The sequence below is a fragment of the Dactylosporangium sp. CA-152071 genome (genome assembly GCF_050936335.1).
In the GTDB taxonomy this organism is placed as follows: domain Bacteria; phylum Actinomycetota; class Actinomycetes; order Mycobacteriales; family Micromonosporaceae; genus Dactylosporangium; species Dactylosporangium maewongense.
Window position 1 is genome coordinate 5636914 of record NZ_JBNJMZ010000001.1, and the last position, 19517, is coordinate 5656430.

Sequence of the window (19517 nt, forward strand, 5' to 3'; positions counted from 1 at the left end):
TGTCTGCGTCGCCACCCGGCAGTCCCCCCTCAAGCTCGTCCCTCTGAAACCTACTCACGTCAACGAGCGGGCGGGATCGGCGGATAGCCCATATCACCCTTGTGGTTCAACGGGTCATTGACGGCGGGCATACGTGAAGGGTACTCAGGTTTCGTGACTTCTCCGTGGGCCAACTGGGCCGGCAACCAGACCGCGCGGGCGACGCGTGTCGCACACCCGTCGACCAGCGCTGAGCTGGCCGTTGTGCTCCGCGCCGCGGCGGACGAGGGGCTCCGGGTCAAGGCCGTCGGCTCCGGGCACTCCTTCACACCCACCGCTCTGACGGACGGCGTGCGGATCGAGCTCGACCAGATGGCGTCACTCGTCCGGGTCGAGGGCAACCTCGTCACCGTCCAGGCCGGCATGAAACTCGCGACCCTCAACGCCACGCTCGCCGCGCACGGCCTGGCCATGCCCAACCTCGGCGACATCGACGCGCAGACCATCTCGGGGGCGCTGTCCACCGGTACACACGGGACAGGCGCCGCATATGGGTGCCTTTCGACATTCATCGAGGCCCTCGAGCTGGTCACCGCCGACGGTGCGGTCGTGCGCTGCTCGGCGTCCACCCAACCGGACCTGTTCGCCGCCGCCCGGGTCAACATCGGCGCGCTGGGCGTGCTCACCGAGGTGACCCTGCGATGCGTGCCGGCCTTCATCCTGCAGGCCGACGAGCGCCCGGCGCCGCTGTCCGACGTGTGGTCGGGCCTGGAGACCCACATCGCCTCGAACGACCACTTCGAGTTCTACTGGTTCCCCTACACCGACCGGGTCCAGATGAAGCGCAACAACATCGTGCCCGCCTCCGACCACCCCCTCGCGGGCTGGCGCCGCTGGCTCGACGACGACTTCCTGTCCAACACCGTCTTCGGCGGCGCGTGCCGGCTCGGCCGGGCCCTGCCCTCGACCGTCCCCACGATCAGCCGTGTGTCGGCCCGGGCACTGTCCGCACGCACGTACACCGCCGCCTCGCACGAGGTCTTCTGCACCCCCCGCCGGGTCCGCTTCGTCGAGATGGAGTACGGCCTGCCCCGCGCCGCCCTCCGCGAAGCCTTCGACGGCCTCCGCTCGGTGATCGCCGGCCTGCCGTACAAGATCCAGTTCCCGGTCGAGGTCCGCTTCACCGCCGCCGACGACATCTGGCTCTCCCACGGCCACGGCCGCGACAACGCCTACATCGCCATCCACCAGTACGTCGGCGCCCCGTTCGAGGAGTACTTCCGCCGCTTCGAGGCCGTCACCACCCCCCTCGGCGGCCGCCCACACTGGGGAAAGATGAACTTCCGCGACGCGGAGTCACTGGCCGCGGCCTACCCACGCTTCACCGACTTCACCGCACTGCGCGACAAGCTCGACCCGGGCCGCCTGTTCGCCAACACCTACACAGACCGCGTCCTCGGCGCCTGACCCCTTTTCCACCCGGCGCCTGACCCGCCGTTTCACCACCCCTGCACGGATCGCGCGTCACCGCATCCGCACCGCCACCGGAACTGCCGTCCACAGGCGCCGATCCACTGATCCACTGCACGGATCGCGTCACGGTCGCCATCGCGTCGATGTGGCGACCGTGCGTATCCGGACTGGTGGCTGTGCGTCGGCGACGCCGGCTGGTCACTCTCCCGGCGGGGTCGACTTCTTCGCCGAGGTGGCCTTCCGCGGGGCTGCCTTCTTGGCCGGGGTTGCCTTCTTCGCCGCGGTGGTCGTCTTCTTCGCCGCCGTGGTCTTCTTCGCCGCCGTCTTCTTCGCCGCCGTCTTCTTCGCGGAAGTGGAAGCGGAAGCGGAAGCCGCCGTACCGTCCTCGGCGCTCTTCGTGGCCTTCTTCGCCGCGCGCTTCTTCGGCGCCGGGCCCTTGGCCCGCTTCTCGGCCAGCATCTCGCTCGCCTCGTCCACCGAGAGTGACTCGACCGTCTGGTTGCGGCGCAGCGACGCGTTGTGCTCGCCGTCCGTCACGTACGGGCCGAACCGGCCGTCCTTGATGACCAGCGGCTTCTCGGTCGCCGGGTCGGGGCCCATCTCGCGCAGCGGCGGCTTGGCAGCGGCGCGGCCGCGGGTCTTCGGCTGCTGCAGCAGCACCATGGCCGCGTCGAGCGAGATCGTGAAGAGCTGGCCCTCGTTCTCCAGCGAACGGGTGTCGGTGCCGCGCTTGATGTACGGCCCGTACCGGCCGGGCGAGGCGATGATGTCCACGCCGTCGGGGTCCTTGCCGACGAGCCGCGGCAGGGTCAGCAGCTGCAGGGCTTCTTCGAGGGTCAGGTGCTCCGGCGACTGGGTGGACAACAGCGAGGAGTTCTTCTCGCCGGTCGACACGTACGGCCCGTAGCGCCCCGACTTGAGGACGATCGGCTCGCCGGTCTCGGGGTGCTCGCCGAGCTTGCGCTCGCCGCTGGCGCCGCCGACGAACAGCTCCGCGACCTTCTCGGGGGTGAGCTCGTCCGGGGCGAGCCCGTCCGGCACGGTCGCGCGGTCGCCTTCGTCGCCCTCGGGCTGGTCGGCGAGGAAGCGCTGCAGGTACGGCCCGTACCGCCCTACGCGCACGACGACGTCGCGGTTGGCCTCGTCGCGGAACAGGGGGATCGAGTTGATCCCGCGGGCGTCGATCTCGCCGAGGCGCTCGGTGACCATGCGCTTCAGCCCGCCTTGGCGGGGCACCGACCCTTCGTCGCCCGTGTCTCCACCGAAGTAGAAGGGGCGCAGGAAGTCCACGGCACTCTCGTCGCCGTTGGCGATCTCGTCGAGGACGTTCTCCATCGACGCGGTGAAGTCGTAGTCGACCAGGCGCGGGAAGTGCTTCTCCAGCAGCCCGACCACGGCGAACGCCAGGAACGACGGGATCAGTGCCTGGCCGCGCTTGAACACGTAGCCGCGGTTGTTGATCGTCTCCATGATCGAGGCGTACGTGGAGGGGCGCCCGATGCCGAGCTCCTCCATCACCTTGACCAGCGAGGCTTCGGTGTAGCGGGCCGGCGGCTGGGTGGTGTGCCCGGTCGCGGTCAGCCCCTTCTCGGTCAGCGTCTGGCCCTTGACCAGCACCGGCAGGCGCCGCTCGGCGTCCTCGGCCTCCGCGTTCTCGTCGTCGGAGGATTCCACGTACACGCGCAGGAAGCCGGGATCGGTGATGGTCTTGCCGGTGGTGCTGAAGTCGACCGACTCGCCGGCGGGGGTGGTCGCGTTGATCCGGACGGAGGTGCTGTTGCCGACCGCGTCGGTCATCTGCGACGCGATGGTGCGCTGCCAGATCAACTCGTACAGGCGCAGCTCCTCGGCGCTGAGCTCCTTGGCCACGTCGCCGGGCGTGCGGAAGCTGTCGCCGGCGGGGCGGATCGCCTCGTGCGCCTCCTGCGCGTTCTTGACCTTGCCGGTGTAGCGGCGCGGCTGCGGGGGGACGGCGCTCGGGCCGTAGAGGTCGAGGATCTGCTTGCGGGCGGCGGCGATCGCGGCCTCGGACAGGTTCACCGAGTCGGTTCGCATGTACGTGATGTAGCCGTTCTCGTACAGCCGCTGCGCGATCCGCATGGTCTGCGCGCTGGACAGGCGCAGCTTGCGCGAACCCTCCTGCTGCAGCGTCGAGGTGATGAACGGCGCGGCGGGCTTGCGCCGGTACGGCTTCTCCTCGACCCGGGTGACCGTGAACGGCCGGCCCTCCAGGCGGGCGGCGAGGCCGCGGGCGCCCTGCTCGTCGAGGTGGATGACGCCGGCGTTGGGCCGGACCTTGCCGGTCTCCGGGTCGAAGTCGCGGCCGGTGGCGACCCTGTCGCCGTCGATGGCGAGCAGCGTCGCGTTGAACGTGCGGGTGTCGCCGTCGGGCAGGAGCTTGGCGAGGATGTCCCAGTATTCGGCGGAGCGGAACTTCATCCGCTGCCGCTCGCGCTCGACCACGATCCGGGTGGCGACCGACTGCACGCGGCCGGCGGACAGGCCGCCCTGGACCTTCTTCCACAGGACGGTGGACAGGTCGTAGCCGTAGAGGCGGTCGAGGATGCGCCGGGCCTCCTGGGCGTCGACGAGCGCGCGGTTGATCTCGCGCGGGTTGGCGACGGCGGCCTGGATCGCCGGCCGGGTGATCTCGTGGAAGACCATCCGCTTGACCGGGACCTTCGGCTTCAAGGTCTCGAAGAGGTGCCAGGCGATGGCCTCGCCCTCGCGGTCCTCATCAGTGGCGAGGTAGACCTCGCTGGCCGACTTCAGCAGTTCCTTGAGCCGGGTGATCTGCTTACGCCGGTCCGCCGAGATGACATAGACCGGGGTGAAATCGTTGTCGACGTCGACGCCCAGGTAGGCCCACGGCTTGCTCTTGAGGTCCTCGGGCATGTCTTTCTTGCCCACAGGCAGGTCACGGACGTGGCCGAAGCTCGCCTCCACGACGTAATTCGGGCCCAGATAGCCCGAAATCGTCTTGGCCTTCGCCGGCGACTCGACGATCACCAGCCGCTTCGTGTTGGCGGAGTTCGGCACAGCTCTCCCCGGTGCGGACGGACATGTGTCAAACGTAACGCGCGCTCTCGCGCCGAGTTGCGCAATGCGGCACCCGGCGGTCGGCTCGCGACACGCCGATCGGCGCCACGGTACACCCAAGCAGAAGCGCTACCTGCCCGATCTTGCGATCGTGTCGCATCGGCTGCCGTATTTGTCACGCTTTGTCGTACGGCGGTGACCCCGATGGCGGGTGGAATCACACTGCGCGCCGACTGGCCAGTCTACCCCGCGGTCACCTCGGCCAACTCGCGTTCGGCGCCCCGGCCGGTGGCTCACCGACGAGCTCCGCGAGACGTGTCACGCGTCGCAGTCCCACGATCCGGTACGCGGGCCCGCCGGCTTTGGGACCGACGAACACCGCGATCAATCCGACGGCCGCCAGGGCATCTCCGATAGCGACCCAGTTGTCCGCGATTCTCCTGTTGATGGAGGTTTCATCGGTTTCGTCCTGCTGCGTCGGTACCGCGGGAGCCTCGGCCGGCGGTTCGGTGACGGCGTCGAGCTCGACGGTGGGCAGGTCGGCGACCCCGGAGTCGGGCCACTCGTCGCGGACGTCGTCGACCCAGTCCTCGACCTCCACGCCCAGGTCGACGGGGCCGGGATCGAACCCGGAGATGAGCGGTGCGGCCTTCTTCTTCGCCTTCACCCGGGGCTTGCCGGGCAGGTCCTCGATCTCGTCGAGGCCTTCGTCGCCGACCAGCTCCGCCCCGTCTCCTGTTCGGGGCTTGCCCGACGCGCCCTCGACCACTTCGACGCCGGCCGCAGCCGACCCGTCGTCGCCGGCATCACCTACGTCCGCCGCGCCCGCCGGACCCTGGCCGGTGCCGCTTCGTCCGGTTCGCCGCGCCTCGCTTCCCGCTCCGACCCCGTCGGTGTCCGTGCCGCCCCCCACCCCGGACATGTCCGAGATGTCGCCCGACGGATCGAACGGGATGACCTGGTCGTCCGCCGCTTCGGGATCGACGTCCTCGTCTGTCAGGGCGGGGCGGCTCGGGGCGAGGCGGAGCAGGTAGGCGCGCTGGCCGTCCCAGGAGCCCGCCGCCGCGACCCACAGCCGCAGCCGCCGGCCGTCGAGCACCAGGTCGGGTGGGGAAACTTTCGCGGTGCCGTCGAGCCAGCGGGCCGCGAGCGGGGCCAGCAGCGCCGCGTACGCCGTCCGGACGGTCCACCGGTCCTCGACGCCGGTCGGCTCGCAGGACACGACCAGGCCCCGCTGCTCGCACTCGGCGCGCAGCACGTCGGCCCGCCAGGCGTCCTCGACCTCGATCGACACCTTCGCGGTGCCGCCCATCCTGCCGACCTCGCCCGCGCCGGCGAGCAGGCCTTCCAGGTCCATCGGGGTGGGCGGGCGCGCCTCGACCCCGAACAGCGACAGTTGCCGGCTCCGAGCCGGCGTCACCGACACTCGGGCACCTCGTTGAAGGCCTTCTGCAGGTCCTTCTGCTTGACGTGCTGCGGGTCGATGGCGCTCTGCTCGTACTCCTCCTTGAGCACCGCGAACGTGGACCCGACCGAGGTGTAGAACGCCTTCGCGTCGGCGGTCTGCAGGCCCTGGACGGAGCGCTTCGCGTTGCCATACGCGTCGCGGGCCTTCGCGAGCGAGCCGGTGAACTGCTGGGCGACCTTGTCGCCGCCGGAGACGTCGGGCACGCCGGCGCCGCTGATCCCGGCCCGGGCCTTCTCGCTCGAGGTCTCGGCGCCGGCGAGCAGGTCGACGATGTTGGTCTTGGTCTGCGCGGCGGTCGTCGCCGACTGCAGCTGCTGCTGGGCCTTCGTCGTCAGGTCGGCGATCTCGGTCCGCCAGGGGGTGAGCGCCGTGCACACCTGCTGCGCCCAGTGCTTGGGGGCGATGTCGCCGCTGCCGTCGTCACCGCAGCCGCTCATACCCGTCGAAACGACGACAATGAGGGCGGCTGTGGCGACGGCGCGGAAGTGCATGGATGGAAGCCTAGAACCGATCGTCTGTTCGACAAATACGACGCCCCGGCCGGATGCTCCCGGCCGGGGCGTCGGATCGGTGGGAAGGTCAGGCGGTGACCCGCTCCGGCGTCGTCTCCTGCGCGTTGGAGTCGTCGCCGTTGCCGGCGTCGACCGCGACCGGCTTGCGCTTGCTGATGAGCACGGCCACGGCGACGACGAGCGTCGCCGCGATCGCGATCGCGAAGCGGACCGCCGGGCTGCCGTCGCCCGTGGTGTAGACGACCACGGCAGGCGCGATGAGCAGCGCGACCAGGTTCATGACCTTGATCAGCGGGTTGATCGCCGGGCCGGCGGTGTCCTTGAACGGGTCGCCGACGGTGTCGCCGATGACCGTCGCGGCGTGCGCCGGGGAGCCCTTGCCGCCGTGCGTGCCGTCCTCGACGAGCTTCTTCGCGTTGTCCCACGCGCCACCCGAGTTGGACAGGAAGACCGCCATCAGCGTGCCGGTGCCGATCGCACCGGCGAGGTACGCCGCGAGCGGGCCGACGCCGAGACCGAAGCCGACCGCGATCGGCGCCATCACCGCGAGCAGACCCGGGGTGATGAGCTCACGCTGGGCGTCACGGGTGCAGATGTCGACAACCTTGCCGTACTCCGGGCGCTGGCTGTAGTCCATGATGCCCGGGAACTCGCGGAACTGGCGGCGCACCTCGAACACGACCGCGCCGGCCGAGCGGGCGACGGCGTTGATCGCCAGGCCCGAGAAGAGGAACACGACCGCCGCGCCGATGAGCAGGCCGACCAGGTTGCCCGGGTTGGCCACGTTCAGGAACTTGTCGACCTCGACCTGGCTGAACTCCTTGAGGATCGAGTCCGTGTAGGAGCCGAACAGCGCCGTGGCGGCGAGCACCGCGGTGGCGATCGCGATGCCCTTGGTGATCGCCTTGGTGGTGTTGCCGACCGCGTCGAGCTCGGTCAGCGTGCGGGCGCCGCGCTCGTCGATGTCGCCGGACATCTCGGCGATGCCCTGCGCGTTGTCGCTGATCGGGCCGAACGTGTCCATGGCGACGATGACGCCGACAGTGGTCAGCAGGCCGGTGCCGGCCATGGCGACCGCGAACAGCGACAGGGTGATCGAGCCGCCGCCGAGCAGGAACGCGCCGAACACGCCGGCGCCGATGACCAGCGCGGAGTAGACGGCCGACTCGAAACCGACGCTGATGCCGGCGAGCACCACGGTGGCCGGACCGGTGAGGGCGCTCTTGCCGATGTCCTTGACGGGGCGGCGCTCGGTCTCGGTGAAGTACCCGGTCAGCGCCTGGACGATCGCGGCGAGCACGATGCCGATGATGCAGGCGATGATGGCGGTCACGTGCGGGCCGAACGGCGGCGCGTCGTCGCCGGTGAGCCCGACGATCGCCTTGAGCGAGTCGGTCTGGCCGTGCAGGCCGGCCCACGTCTTGGGCAGGTAGACGACCGCGGCGACGGCCACCAGGACCGCGGAGACTGCGGCAGAGATGTAGAACGCCCGGTTGATGGCGACCAGGCCGTTGCGGTCGGAGGGGCGCAGGCGGGTGAGCGCCACACCGAGGATCGCGACGATGACACCGATCGTCGAGACGATGAGCGGGAAGACCAGGCCTTCCTCGCCGAACGCGGCCCGGCCGAGGATCAGCGCGGCGACCAGGGTCACGGCGTAGGACTCGAACAGGTCCGCGGCCATACCGGCGCAGTCACCCACGTTGTCGCCGACGTTGTCGGCGATGGTGGCGGCGTTGCGCGGGTCGTCCTCCGGGATACCCTGCTCGACCTTGCCGACCAGGTCGGCGCCGACGTCGGCGGCCTTGGTGAAGATGCCGCCGCCGACCCGCATGAACATCGCGAGCAGCGCGGCGCCGAAGCCGAAGCCCTCCAGCACGGTCGGGGCGTCGCTCTTGAAGATCAGCACGACCAGCGCCGCGCCGAACAGGCCGAGGCCCACGGTGAGGAAGCCGACGACGCCACCGGTCCGGAAGGCGATCTTCATCGCCTTCTCCCGGCCGCCGTCTTCTCGGGCCGCCGCCGCGACGCGCAGGTTGGCGCGGGTGGCCAGCGCCATACCGGCGCCGCCGATGAAGGCCGAGAAGACCGCGCCGACGATGAAGAACGCCGACCTTCCGATCTTGACCATGGTCTCGTTGTCCCCGACGTCACCCACGGGGAGCAGGAACAGCACCACCACGGCGATGACGACGAAGATGCCGAGGGTCTTGAACTGGCGAGTGAGATACGCGGTCGCGCCCTCCTGCACCGCCCCGGCGATCTCCTGCATCTTCGGGGTGCCCCGACCAGTCGCGAGCACAGCCTTGACCAGCGCGGCCGCGAAGCCCAGCGCCACGAAGGCGATGACGAGCGCGACGACGACGTAGGTCAGGTTGTTCCCGCTGAGGGAAATCTCGTCGGCTGCGACGAGTGTTGCGGACATTCGTTGTCCTCCTGTACCGACACATGACAGCGCCGCGAGCGGTCAGGCCGGCGGCGGGTTCTCCCAAGGGAGCCGTGCTGGACGGTCGAGGTACCCAATGACCAGGCCCGTCATACACGATCGCCGTACTCTAGCCGCAGAGCGTGTCTGTGGTCACACCGACTTGCGCGTTTCAAGAGATCGCTTTTTGTCGATGGTCCGGTTTGTGGCGCGCTTCACTCGATTGGGCGTTCCAGGTGGCCACTCCGTTGAGCGCTCCCACGGCCGTCCCGTCGGGCGCCCCGGCGGCTCTACTCCGTCGGACGCTCCAGCGGCCACGACATGCGCACCTGCGTGCCGACGCCTTCGCCCAGCTCGGAGACGTTGAGGTCATCGACGAGCCCGGCGAGCAGGGCGAGCCCCATCCTCGCCGCGACCGCCTCCTCCGCGAGGAGGTCGGGCGGGGTGGTCAGCGGCAGCGCCGGGTCCGACAGCACCATGACTTCATCCCCGGTCTCACCCTCGGCGCGGGTCACCATCGCCCCGTTCGCCGCCCGGTCGACCACCAGCACGGTGAACCGGTCGCCGTCGGCCATCGCGACGTCGACCAGGTCGTCCAGCCCGTGCGAGCGGTGCAGCGCGACGGCACGGGAGCACGCCTCACCGATGGCGAGCCTGACCTCTTCCAGCAGCTCCTCGGCGACACCGGCGCGCCGCGCGACGGCCACACCGACCAGACGGGCGGTGCGGACGTGTGCGGCCGCCGGCGAGAACGACAGCCTGACTGTGGGCATGAACCTACGCCGTGGGTTCGGTGTCCGAGCCGGCCGCGGCGGTCGCGGCGGCCACGGAGTCGTACAGGGAGAACACCCGATCCAGGGCGGTGATCCGGAAGATCTTCAGGAGCCTCTCGTGCGCGCACACCAGCCCGAACGTGCCGTTGACAGCCCGCAGCCGCTTCAACGCGCCCACGAGCACACCGAGCCCGGTCGAGTCGAGGAACTCCACCCGGCTCAGGTCGACCACGACATGGCGGGCACCCGTCTCGACGAGCTCGACCAGCTTCTCGCGAAGCCGTGGCGCGGTGTACACATCCACCTCACCGCCGACTTCGAGCACTGTGTGGTCGCCGGAGTCGTACGTCGACAACGACAGCTCCATGCGGACCTCCTCTTCTGGCGGGTGCTGCGCACAATGAGTCTCTCGGGCATCTAACCATCGACGCCTCCGCAAGGCGACGCGTCCACCCTGTTTCCCACAATTGCCACACGTGTATCACGCCTTCTTCTTCGAACATCTGTCTTAGAGTGCTCGACGTGACGGCCGTACTTCCGCACTCCTTCCTACCGTCCCACCGCGCCGAGTCGCTCACCCACGTCGAGCACGTGCCGCCCCGCGCCGGGTCCACCGCCGCGTGGCCGTCGTGGGCGCCGCCCTCGCTGCGCACCGCCTTCGAGGCCCGCGGCGTCGCCCTCCCGTGGACCCACCAGGCCGCCGCCGCCGACCTCGCGTGGTCCGGCACCCACACCGTCGTCGCCACCGGCACCGGTTCGGGCAAGTCCCTGGCGTACCAGCTGCCGGCCCTCTCCGCCCTGCTGCGCGACGCCAAGGCCACGATGCTCTACATCTCGCCGACCAAGGCCCTGGCCGCCGACCAGCTCCGCTCGCTGCAAGCCCTCGACCTGCCGGACACCCGCCCCGCCACCTTCGACGGCGACACCTCCCGCGAGGAACGCGACTGGGTCCGCCAGCACGCCCGCGTCGTCCTCACCAACCCCGACATGCTCCACCACGGCATCCTGCCCAACCACGCCTCGTGGACCCGCTTCCTGCGCGGCCTGCGCTTCGTGGTCGTCGACGAGTGCCACACGTACCGCGGCGTCTTCGGCTCCCACGTCGCCCACGTCCTGCGCCGCCTGCGCCGGGTGACCGCCCGCTACACGCCTCGCGGCCTGCCGTCCCCGTGCTTCGTCCTGGCGTCCGCCACCTCAGGCGACCCGCAGTCCTCCGGCTCGCGCCTGACCGGCCTGCCGATGACCGCCGTGACCACAGACGCATCGCCACGCGGCGGGGTGACGTTCGCCCTCTGGGAACCCCCACTGCTTCCACCGCCCCCCGACTTCTCCGGCATCGGCGAGGCCGAACTCCTCCTCCCTGACGACCCCACCCTCATGACCACGGTCGCGGAACGCACCACACCCGCCGTCGCCACCCGCCCTTCCACCACGCCGCACACCTCTATCCCCGCCCCCACGACTATCCCCGCCCCCACGACTGCAGGCGACTCCACAACCGCGCGCGGCTCCACGACCGCGGCCACCCCGACAACCACGGCCGGTTCTACACCCGCGGCCAGCCCCACGACCTCGGCACAGAGCCCCACAACCGCCCTCAGCTTGTCAACCACTGCCGACGCCAAGACCGCAGGCGGCTCCGCAAACGCGCACAGCTCCACGACCGCGTGCGCCTCCGCATCCACGCGCGGCTCCACGACCGCGGCCAACCCGACCGCAGCTCACAGCTCCACAACCGCCAGCGCCTCCGCAACCGCGCGCGGCTCCACGACCGCGGCCAACCCGACCGCAGCTCACAGCTCCACCACCGCCAGCGCCTCCGCGACCGCGCGCAGGTCCACACCCACGGGCGGCGCCGCAACCGCAGCGGGCGGCGTCGCCGGGGCGGCGCGCGACTTCGCGGGCGCCGGGCGGGACGCGGAGCCGGTGCGACGGTCGGCACTGCGGGAGACCGCCGACCTGCTCACCGAGGCAGTCATCGCCGGCGTACGGACACTCGCCTTCGTCCGGTCCCGCAAGGGCGCCGAGGTGGTGGCGAGCATGGCAAGGCGCTCACTCGACCAGGCCGTGCCGGGCCTCGGCGACCGGGTCGCCGCCTACCGCGCCGGCTACCTCCGCGAAGAGCGCCGCGCCCTCGAACGCGACCTCATGGACGGCACCCTGCTCGGCCTGGCGTCCACCAACGCCCTGGAGCTCGGCGTCGACCTCGTCGGTCTCGACGCGGTCCTCATCTCAGGCTATCCAGGCACCCTCGCCTCCCTCTGGCAGCAGGCGGGCCGGGCCGGCCGGGCGGGCCGCGACGCACTGTGCGTGCTGGTCGCCCGGGACGACCCGCTCGACACGTACCTCGTGCACCACCCGGAGGCCCTGTTCGGCAAGCCGGTCGAGGCGACGGTCCTCGACCCCGGCAACCCGCACGTCCTCGCGCCGCAACTGTGCTGCGCCGCCGCCGAGCTGCCGCTCACCCCGGCGGACCTGCCGCTCTTCGGGCCGACCGCCGAGGCCACGCTCGACGCCCTGGTCGCCGCGGGGATCCTGCGGAAGCGGCCCAGCGGCTGGTACTGGACGGAGCGCCACCGCCCGGACGTCGACCTCCGCGGCGCGGGCGGCGGGCCGATCGCGGTCGTGGAGGAGGCCACCGGCCGCCTGCTCGGCACGGTCGACACCGGCTCCGCGCACCATCAGGTCCACACCGGGGCGGTCCACCTGCACCAGGGCGTCTCGTACGTCGTGGACAAGCTCGACCTGGCCGACTCCGTCGCGCTCGTCCACGCCGAGGAGCCAGACTGGAGCACCCATCCCCGCGACGTCACCTCCCTCACCGTCCTGTCGGTCCGCCAGACCCGCACGGCGGGCCCGGTCACGCTCTCGCTCGGGGAGGTCGAGGTGACCTCCCAGGTCGTCAGCTACCAGCACCGCCGCATCACCAGCGGCGAGGTCATCGACACCCGCCAGCTCGACCTCCCCGAACGCATCCTGAAGACCGTCGCCGTCTGGTGGACCGTGTCCCCCGAGGCGCTCGACGAGGCCGGTATCGCGGAGGTCGACTGGCCCGGCGCCCTGCACGCCGCCGAGCACGCGTCGATCGGCCTGCTGCCGCTCGTCGCGACCTGCGACCGCTGGGACATCGGTGGCCTGTCGACCGCGCTGCACGCCGACACCGGCCTGCCGACCGTCTTCGTCTACGACGGCCATCCCGGCGGCGCCGGCTTCGCGGAGCGCGCGTTCGACGTGGCCACCGACTGGCTCGGCGCCACCCGTGCCGTCGTCGCCGAGTGCCGCTGCGAGCAGGGCTGCCCCTCGTGCGTGCAGTCCCCCAAGTGCGGCAACGGCAACAACCCCCTCAACAAGCACGATGCGGTCCAGGTCCTCTCGCTCGTCCTCGCGTCGCTGTAGTCATCTGTCGTCGTCAGCGTCGCCGGTACCGGTGGACCACACCGGCCCCGCGCGGGCGCTCGCCTTGCCGCCGGCCATCCCGTCGCCCAGGCGGACCTCGACGGTCACCCACACCTCGAACCCGTCGACCGCGCAGCTGACCAGACTCGCGTCATTGGCCGTGACCGCCTCGCCGGCGACCGCGCAGGCCACCGCCGGACCGTCGATCGCCCACACCGCCCCGGCCAGCGCACCCGCGTCGGCCGCGTTCTGCGCCCGGTGCCGCGCGACCTTGGCACCGCCCAGACCGATCCCGGCGAGCAGCGCCCCCACGAACACGACCCCAAGCACCACCATGAGCAGCGAGATCGACCCGCGATCCCGGGCCCCGGCCGCCTGTCGCCGCCCGGTCATGAGGACTCCGCTCCGGGTTCGACCAGGGCGGCGGCCTCCTCCTGCAACGTGATCGACGGCAGCGGGCCGAGGCCGACCCGCTGGCGCACCGTCACGCGGACGAGGTCGCCGTCACGCTGGACCGAGATCGTGGCGCCCGCCGGCATGGCGCCGCGGGACGCCACCGGCTCGCCGCGGGCCGCCGCCCGTGCCGCCAGCCCCGCCGCGTCGGTGAGGCGCACCTTGGCCGCGAAGGCGCTCCACCCGGCGACGAAGATCAGCAGCAGGACGACGACTCCAGGAAGTGTCACGGCGAACTCGACCGTCGCCGATCCGCGGTCGTCGGCCCGGCCGTTGCGGAGCGTCCATCTCCGCCGGCGCCACGGACCCCCACGGCAGGCGCCACGATCCCGGTCGTCTCTCATGCCAGCGCACCGCCGATCAGGCGGAACATGGCGTCGTACGTCGAATCCGACACGACCACCCTCAGCAGCACCGCGGCGAGCGCCACCCCGACGCCGATGACCAGGACGTATTCGATGCTGTGCGACCCACGGTCTTCCCGGCGGAAGGCACGAAGACGGGCGCGGAGGTTGTGCACTGGTGCTCCTTCACGATGACGCTGAACCAAACCGATCGATGAACTTGAATACGAATCACAGGGCGCTCACCACGTCGCGGATGATGGCGGCGACCACCGGCACGACCCCGATCAGCACGAACGCGGGCAGGAAGCACACCCCGAGCGGCAGCACCACCAGCACGCCGACCCGGCGTGCCGACGCCTCGCCGGCCGCGGCCTTCGCGACCCGCAGGTCCGCCGCCTGCCGCTCCAGCGCCTGCGTCAGCGCCGTGCCCCGGTCGGCGCTGCGGGCGGCGACCCGGGAAAGCCGCCGCCCGCCGGGCAGGTCGGCCAGGTGCGCCCAGGCATCCCGCGGCGTCGCACCGAGCCGCAGTGCCCGTCCGACGAGCGTCAACCTGGTCCCGACCGGCCCGCCGACCGCCTCCCCGACCACGATCGCCGCACGATCGGGTGGCGCGCCGGTCCTCAACGCGGCGGCGAGCAGATCCGTCGCGAACGGCAGGTCACCCCGGGCCGTCGCCCGCTCCCGCCGCACGTGCGGGGACTCGACCCGCCGCAGCATCCGCTCCGCCGCGACCGCCGACACGACGCCGGCCACGACACCCACGAGCCCGCCCAGCAGCAGCCCGGCGGCCAGGCCACAACCGATCGCGTACAGCCACCGTCGCCCCCGGCCCATCACCGCACCTCCGCGACGACGGACCCGACCATCCGCCCGGTCCACAACATCCCGGCGCACTGCAACGCGACCGCGACGATCGCGCACGCCGCACCGAGCGGCGTGTGCAGCAGCTGGCCGACGGGGTCGACCCCGATGCTCGCGCCGAGCCACAGCCCCGCCACCGGCAACCCGACCAGCAGCGTCGTGGTCGTCTGCGCCCCGGACGTCTGCGCCGCGAGGTTGAGCCGGAGGGCCTGCCCCGCCCGCAGGTCGGCCTCAACCTGGTCAAGGAGATCGGCGAGCGGCGTGCCGAGCGCCTCACTGACCCGGTGCGCGGCCTCCAGACGCGCCATCGCGACCGCGACCGCAGCCTCCTCGCGCCTCCGCGCCCGCCCGCCGCGCGCTCGACCAGACGACCCGGCCGCCCCGACCCCGCCGCCGACCAGACCACCGCTCGACACCACGCCCCCGCCCGCCACACGGTCACCCAAAGCCCGACCATTCGCAGCCCGACCACTCGCAGCCCGATCACTCGCGGCTGGGCCACTCGCATCCCGGCCACTCGCAGTCCGGCCACTCGCAGCCCGGCCACTCGCAGTCCGATCAGTTCTCGTGGCCGACCAGCCATTCGCGACCTGACCAGTTCCCGCCGCCGGCCAGCCTGTCGTTGCCCGGCCGCTCTCGACCCCATACCGGCCGACCGCCCGGCCACCATCTGCTGCGGGGAGATCGCCCGTCGCCCGGCCGTTCACCACCGTCGGGGAGCCGTCGGCAACCCCGCCATGTTCGGCAACCTGGTCATTCGTCATCTGCCAGCCGCCTGCGAACCGGCCACGTTCCGCAACTCGGCCATCGACCGCAGGGCGGGCTTCGTTTGCAGACCAGACATCGTCTGCAGGCCGGCCATTGATGACAGAAGCCCAGCCACCGACCGTGGACGAACCGTCAGCCACAGCCCAGCCGCTGACCAGAGGTCGACGGTCAGTTGCAGCCCGACCATCAGCTGCACCCCAACCATCAACCACGCCGTGGCTGTCAGCCGCGGCCCAGCCATCGACCGCAGACCGGCCGTTGATCGCGGGCCAGCCATCCGCCCCAGCCGATCCGCCGACCGCAGCGCGACCATCGACAGCAGCCCAGCCGCCAACGGCAGCCCGGCCGGTGATGGCGCCCCGACCGGTGTGGCGACGGTTCGCAGCAAGTGCGGCCTCGGCAGCGTTCCGACCTGCAGGGGGCCGGCGCCGTTGCGCATTCCGGTCGCGGCCGGTGGGCTGACCGTCCTGCCTGTCGGCGGCGTCCCAGATCCGGCGGACGGTCGCCCCGAGGCCGCCCGCACCAGGCGTGCGGAATGGGCTCGGCGTGGTGTACAGCTCCACGTCCGCCCCGCCCGGATACGGCGCGGCGGTCGCAAAGGGCACGATGCCCGCGCGCAGGTCTCCGACCGCGTCCTCGATCGTGTCGAGCAGCTCGGCGACCGCACGGTCGGCCGCCCGGCGTGCCAGCTGGCGGCGCACACCGATCAGCCCGACCGCCGCATACGCCCCCGCCAGCACGGCGGCGACCGGGCCGCCGCTCAGCAGCCCGATCCCGGCCGCGACCACGCAGCCGGCGGTGATGGTCGCGCGGGGACGGTCGACGAGCGCGGCCTGCAGCCGGTCGGCCTTCGGCCACCGTGCGGCGATGGTCGTCCTGCGATGCCGGGTGATGCGGTCGAGCCGGGCGCGCGCCCGGCGCCGGCGGAGCACGAACAGTCCACAGAAGACGGTCATGCCGCCGCCGGTCATGAGGGCCAGGTCGATGGCGTTCATTGCCAGCCCGTTCCTCTCTCATAGCGCCAGGGCCCCGAGGAGCGGGGCGGTGTGATGCCTCGGGCGGCGATCAACGTCTCCAGCTGGTCGGCCGCGGCCGCCCTGCCGGTGCCGCGCCGCCAGGCGGTGGCCATGACGGTGGTGCGCTGCTCCGGATGCGCCTCCAGGAGGCAGATCTCGCTGAGGTGGCGGCTGCCGTCGCCGGCTCGCTGCAGGTGCATCACGACCCGCAGCGCCGCGTGGGCGAGGGCGTGCAGCGCCGCTCTCGGCACGCCACCGAGCAGCCCGAGCGCTTCGAGCCTGGCCGGCACGTCGGCCGGCGAGTTGGCGTGCAGGGTGGCCGCTCCGCCTTCGTGCCCGGTGTTGAGGGCGCCGAGCAGGTCGACGATCTCCGCGCCGCGGCACTCGCCGACGACCAGCCGGTCGGGGCGCATCCGCAGCGCCTGGCGGACCAGGTCGCGGAGGGTCACCTCGCCGGCGCCCTCCACATTGGACATCCGCGACTGCATCGACACGACGTGCGGGTGCGAGAGTCGCAGCTCCGCGGCGTCCTCTACGACGACGAGCCGCTCCGTGGGCGGGGCCAGGGACAGCAGCGCCGCCAGGACGGTGGTCTTGCCAGTGCCCGTGCCTCCGGTCACCAGGAACGGGATCCGCGCCGCGACGATCGCGGCGAGCAGCCGGGCCGCGCCGGGGTCGAACGTGCCACGCGCGATGAGCTCGTCGATCGTGAACGTCTGCCGGCGGAACGTCCGCAGCGACAGATACGGCCCCTCCCGGCCGATGGGCGGCAGGACCGCGTGCAGCCGGGTGCCGTCGGCCAGCTGCGCGTCGACGAACGGGGACGCGTCATCCAACCGCCGCCCGGCGCTCGCCGCGAGCCGCTGCGCCAGCCGCCGCACCTCGGTCGCGTCGCCGAACCGTCCGCCGGCCCGCCGCAGCCCCGCGCCGCGGTCGACCCACACCTCCACACCGTTGACCAGCACGTCGGTCACGGACGGGTCGGCGAGCAGCGGGGCGAGCCCGCCCGCGCCGATCATCTCGCCGATGAGACGGTCGGCGACCTGCCGCAGCGTGCTCTCGCCGAGCAGCGCGGCGCCCGGCTCGGCGCGCACCGCCTCCAGCACCGCCGACGGGGTCGGCTCGACGCTGCCGACGGTCATCCGCAGCCTGACCCGCTCGGCGAACTCGTCGAGCGAGCTCGTGACGACCCCTCCGCCGGCCGTCACGATCCGCCTGCCCGGCGCCGCCTTGCTGCGCTCGTCGAGCATCAATGCGCTCATGCCGTCGCCTCCGCTGCGCCCCAGCGCCCGCCTGAGCAAAGACCTGCAGTCCCGATCCGCGGCGCGCTCATGCCGCCGCTCCGGTCGCCAGGCCGAGGTCGCCGATGATGCGGCGGCAGAGATGGGCGAGGGGGCCGCGGCCGTCGCCGGCCGGTGGGCTGCCCTTCTCGAGCCGGCGCGTGAGGCCGGGCTCGGCGCGCAGAGTGCCAGCGACCGGCACGCCAAGCGAGCGCGCGATGTCCCTGGTGCGCAGTCGGCCCGGCGCGGGGCCCCGGACGACCAGCCGCAGCTCGTCGGTGTGTGGCGTGACGGTCGCGGCGACCCTGGCGGCGGCGACGCAGGCGCGCAGCTCGGCCGGCACGACGAGGAGCACCCGGTCGGCGGCGCGCAGGGCGAGGACCGCCGCGTCGTCCAGCGATCGGGGCAGGTCGGTGACGACGAGGTCGCGGCCGCGGCTGCCGGCGTCGAGCGCGGCGGCCATCGCGTCCTGCGACAGGCCGCCGGGCTGGCCGCGGTCGCAGGACAGGACGGCCACGTCGCCGCGGCTGGGCAGGGCCGAGACGAGCGCCGGTGGGTCGACGGCGCCGCTCGTCGCGGCGAGCGCGGGCCAGCGCAGGCCGGCGACGTTTTCCCAGCCGAGGATCAGGTCGGCGCCGCCGCCGAGGGGGTCGGCGTCGACGAGCAGGGAGCGCAGGCCGACGTTGCCGGCGGTGATCGCCAGGGCGGCGGCGAGGACGCTGGCACCCGCGCCGCCGCGCCCGCCGAGGACGGCGAGGATCCTGCCGCGGGCGGAGACGGTGACGGCGGGCCCGTGGGCCACCGTGGCGAGGCGCTCGGTGAGCCATGCGGCGCCGTCGGGGAAGCGGACGATCTGTTCGGCGCCGACCGCGTCGGCGAGCGCCGCCAGGCGGTCCGTCCCGTGGTCGCGGGTCAGCAGCACGACGCCTCGCCGGCGCGGCAGGTGGGCCCGGGCGCACGCCTGCGCCGCGGCGTCGCCGATCAGGACGATCGGCGCGTGGGGATATCGGGCCCTGGCCGGCTCGGGTCCGTGCTCGACGTCGACGTCGAGGGCGACCCCGGCGGCGAGGGCGAGCACGTCGTCGAGCAGGTCGACGTCGGCGGTGACGAGCAGCGGTCGGTGACGGGTCACGGCGTGCTCCACGGTCTAGACGGGCTGGTGGACTCCGCACACCATCGCCCCGACCTCGCCTCGGCCGCTCGACCGCCGGCTCGTTTCTGTGGATAACCCGCCGCTTGTGGATATCTCCCGCACCATCAGTCGATCTGCTACAGCAGTACGGACAAATCGGGTGTAATGCCGCGTTGCGGTGCGCCGGCAGTACCGTGGAGGAAAATCAAAACGGCAGGAGATGCCTAACCGTGAACGCTCAACAAAGCATCGAGCGTCAATGCCCTTAGCCCGACCAATCGCCGGGCCACCCAGCAAAACGCCACATAGCAGTCGAGATACAAAGGGGACGACCCCCGCCGGGGGGTGACGGGGGTCGCCGGGGGTTCGGCTCCGGGGGGGTCGAGCCGAACCCACTCAGCGGCTACGGGGGGTGCAACCGCTGAGAGTCAATAGCAGATCGTTGTCGCGTCGACGTGAAACCGCGTCGTAAACATAAGCATGCCTGAGTGGACCGCCATACGTCGAGTAGGCCCGGCCCGCAACACGCCCGGAACGCCAATCAATATTTCGCCCGCCGGTAATCTTGCGTGATCGAGCACACGCCCAGCGTGAT

The 19517-nt window shown here is 71.9% G+C and carries 15 protein-coding genes; 2 read left to right on the forward strand and 13 right to left on the reverse strand.

Translation table 11 applies throughout. The features are described 5' to 3' along the window. The first annotated feature begins 153 nt into the window (after positions 1 to 153). Positions 154 to 1446: a D-arabinono-1,4-lactone oxidase gene (locus tag ACQEVZ_RS25245; protein ID WP_433370718.1), complete on the forward strand. Its 1293-nt coding sequence runs from the start codon at positions 154 to 156 to the stop codon at positions 1444 to 1446. A 204-nt stretch (positions 1447 to 1650) separates the two neighbouring features. Here ACQEVZ_RS25245 and topA read toward each other — a convergent pair whose 3' ends face one another. From topA to ACQEVZ_RS25275, 6 genes are all read right to left on the reverse strand, one after another. Beyond that, positions 1651 to 4491, reverse strand: a complete 2841-nt coding sequence (gene topA / locus ACQEVZ_RS25250; RefSeq protein WP_433370721.1) for a type I DNA topoisomerase — start codon at positions 4489 to 4491, stop codon at positions 1651 to 1653. A gap of 253 nt (positions 4492 to 4744) precedes the next feature. After that, positions 4745 to 5911 (reverse strand): hypothetical protein, encoded by a 1167-nt coding sequence (locus tag ACQEVZ_RS25255; RefSeq protein WP_433370724.1) that lies wholly within the window; start codon positions 5909 to 5911, stop codon positions 4745 to 4747. Further along, on the reverse strand, positions 5908 to 6450 hold the full coding sequence (locus ACQEVZ_RS25260) for a hypothetical protein (RefSeq protein ID WP_433370727.1): 543 nt from the start codon (positions 6448 to 6450) through the stop codon (positions 5908 to 5910). Before ACQEVZ_RS25260 ends, ACQEVZ_RS25255 begins: the two co-directional genes overlap by 4 nt. A gap of 88 nt (positions 6451 to 6538) precedes the next feature. Then, positions 6539 to 8896, reverse strand: a complete 2358-nt coding sequence (locus ACQEVZ_RS25265; RefSeq protein ID WP_433370730.1) for a sodium-translocating pyrophosphatase — start codon at positions 8894 to 8896, stop codon at positions 6539 to 6541. 290 nt (positions 8897 to 9186) lie between these two features. After that, a complete protein-coding gene (locus ACQEVZ_RS25270; RefSeq protein ID WP_344509089.1) occupies positions 9187 to 9669 on the reverse strand; it encodes an ATP-binding protein in 483 nt (160 codons plus the stop codon). A gap of 4 nt (positions 9670 to 9673) precedes the next feature. Beyond that, complete coding sequence (locus tag ACQEVZ_RS25275; protein ID WP_344509087.1) at positions 9674 to 10036, reverse strand: STAS domain-containing protein; 363 nt, start codon at positions 10034 to 10036, stop codon at positions 9674 to 9676. A gap of 155 nt (positions 10037 to 10191) precedes the next feature. Between ACQEVZ_RS25275 and ACQEVZ_RS25280 the strand changes: the two genes are divergently transcribed. Continuing rightward, on the forward strand, positions 10192 to 13065 hold the full coding sequence (locus tag ACQEVZ_RS25280) for a DEAD/DEAH box helicase (RefSeq protein WP_433370734.1): 2874 nt from the start codon (positions 10192 to 10194) through the stop codon (positions 13063 to 13065). On the opposite strand, the gene ACQEVZ_RS25285 is transcribed toward ACQEVZ_RS25280, so the two are convergent. The 7 genes from ACQEVZ_RS25285 to ssd form a co-directional block, all read right to left on the reverse strand. Continuing rightward, entirely contained in the window at positions 13066 to 13458 is a 393-nt protein-coding gene (locus ACQEVZ_RS25285) for an Rv3654c family TadE-like protein (RefSeq protein WP_433370737.1), read from the reverse strand. After that, positions 13455 to 13748 carry a TadE family type IV pilus minor pilin gene (locus ACQEVZ_RS25290; protein WP_433370740.1) on the reverse strand — a complete coding sequence of 98 codons (294 nt, stop codon included), beginning with the start codon at positions 13746 to 13748 and terminating at the stop codon, positions 13455 to 13457. Before ACQEVZ_RS25290 ends, ACQEVZ_RS25285 begins: the two co-directional genes overlap by 4 nt. Before the next feature lie 110 nt (positions 13749 to 13858). Continuing rightward, positions 13859 to 14038 carry a DUF4244 domain-containing protein gene (locus ACQEVZ_RS25295; protein WP_344509081.1) on the reverse strand — a complete coding sequence of 60 codons (180 nt, stop codon included), beginning with the start codon at positions 14036 to 14038 and terminating at the stop codon, positions 13859 to 13861. Between the two features lie 55 nt (positions 14039 to 14093). Next, complete coding sequence (locus ACQEVZ_RS25300; RefSeq protein WP_433370744.1) at positions 14094 to 14699, reverse strand: type II secretion system F family protein; 606 nt, start codon at positions 14697 to 14699, stop codon at positions 14094 to 14096. Continuing rightward, a complete protein-coding gene (locus ACQEVZ_RS25305; protein WP_433370747.1) occupies positions 14699 to 16489 on the reverse strand; it encodes a type II secretion system F family protein in 1791 nt (596 codons plus the stop codon). The genes ACQEVZ_RS25300 and ACQEVZ_RS25305 overlap by 1 nt, the downstream gene beginning before the upstream one ends. Beyond that, positions 16486 to 17772 (reverse strand): TadA family conjugal transfer-associated ATPase, encoded by a 1287-nt coding sequence (locus ACQEVZ_RS25310; RefSeq protein ID WP_344509075.1) that lies wholly within the window; start codon positions 17770 to 17772, stop codon positions 16486 to 16488. The genes ACQEVZ_RS25305 and ACQEVZ_RS25310 overlap by 4 nt, the downstream gene beginning before the upstream one ends. 67 nt (positions 17773 to 17839) lie before the next feature. Beyond that, positions 17840 to 18922 (reverse strand): septum site-determining protein Ssd, encoded by a 1083-nt coding sequence (gene ssd / locus ACQEVZ_RS25315; RefSeq protein ID WP_354889432.1) that lies wholly within the window; start codon positions 18920 to 18922, stop codon positions 17840 to 17842. Positions 18923 to 19517: the final 595 nt, after the last annotated feature.

What these genes read in the sequence shown, in the direction of transcription:
- ACQEVZ_RS25305 (WP_433370747.1), bottom strand. Translation starts at nt 16,489, where the DNA reads ATGAACGCCATCGACCTGGCCCTCATGACCGGCGGCGGCATGACCGTC.
- ACQEVZ_RS25300 (WP_433370744.1), bottom strand. Translation starts at nt 14,699, where the DNA reads ATGGGCCGGGGGCGACGGTGGCTGTACGCGATCGGTTGTGGCCTGGCC.
- ACQEVZ_RS25285 (WP_433370737.1), bottom strand. Translation starts at nt 13,458, where the DNA reads ATGACCGGGCGGCGACAGGCGGCCGGGGCCCGGGATCGCGGGTCGATC.
- ACQEVZ_RS25275 (WP_344509087.1), bottom strand. Translation starts at nt 10,036, where the DNA reads ATGGAGCTGTCGTTGTCGACGTACGACTCCGGCGACCACACAGTGCTC.
- ACQEVZ_RS25260 (WP_433370727.1), bottom strand. Translation starts at nt 6,450, where the DNA reads ATGCACTTCCGCGCCGTCGCCACAGCCGCCCTCATTGTCGTCGTTTCG.
- ACQEVZ_RS25265 (WP_433370730.1), bottom strand. Translation starts at nt 8,896, where the DNA reads ATGTCCGCAACACTCGTCGCAGCCGACGAGATTTCCCTCAGCGGGAAC.
- ACQEVZ_RS25270 (WP_344509089.1), bottom strand. Translation starts at nt 9,669, where the DNA reads ATGCCCACAGTCAGGCTGTCGTTCTCGCCGGCGGCCGCACACGTCCGC.
- ACQEVZ_RS25310 (WP_344509075.1), bottom strand. Translation starts at nt 17,772, where the DNA reads ATGAGCGCATTGATGCTCGACGAGCGCAGCAAGGCGGCGCCGGGCAGG.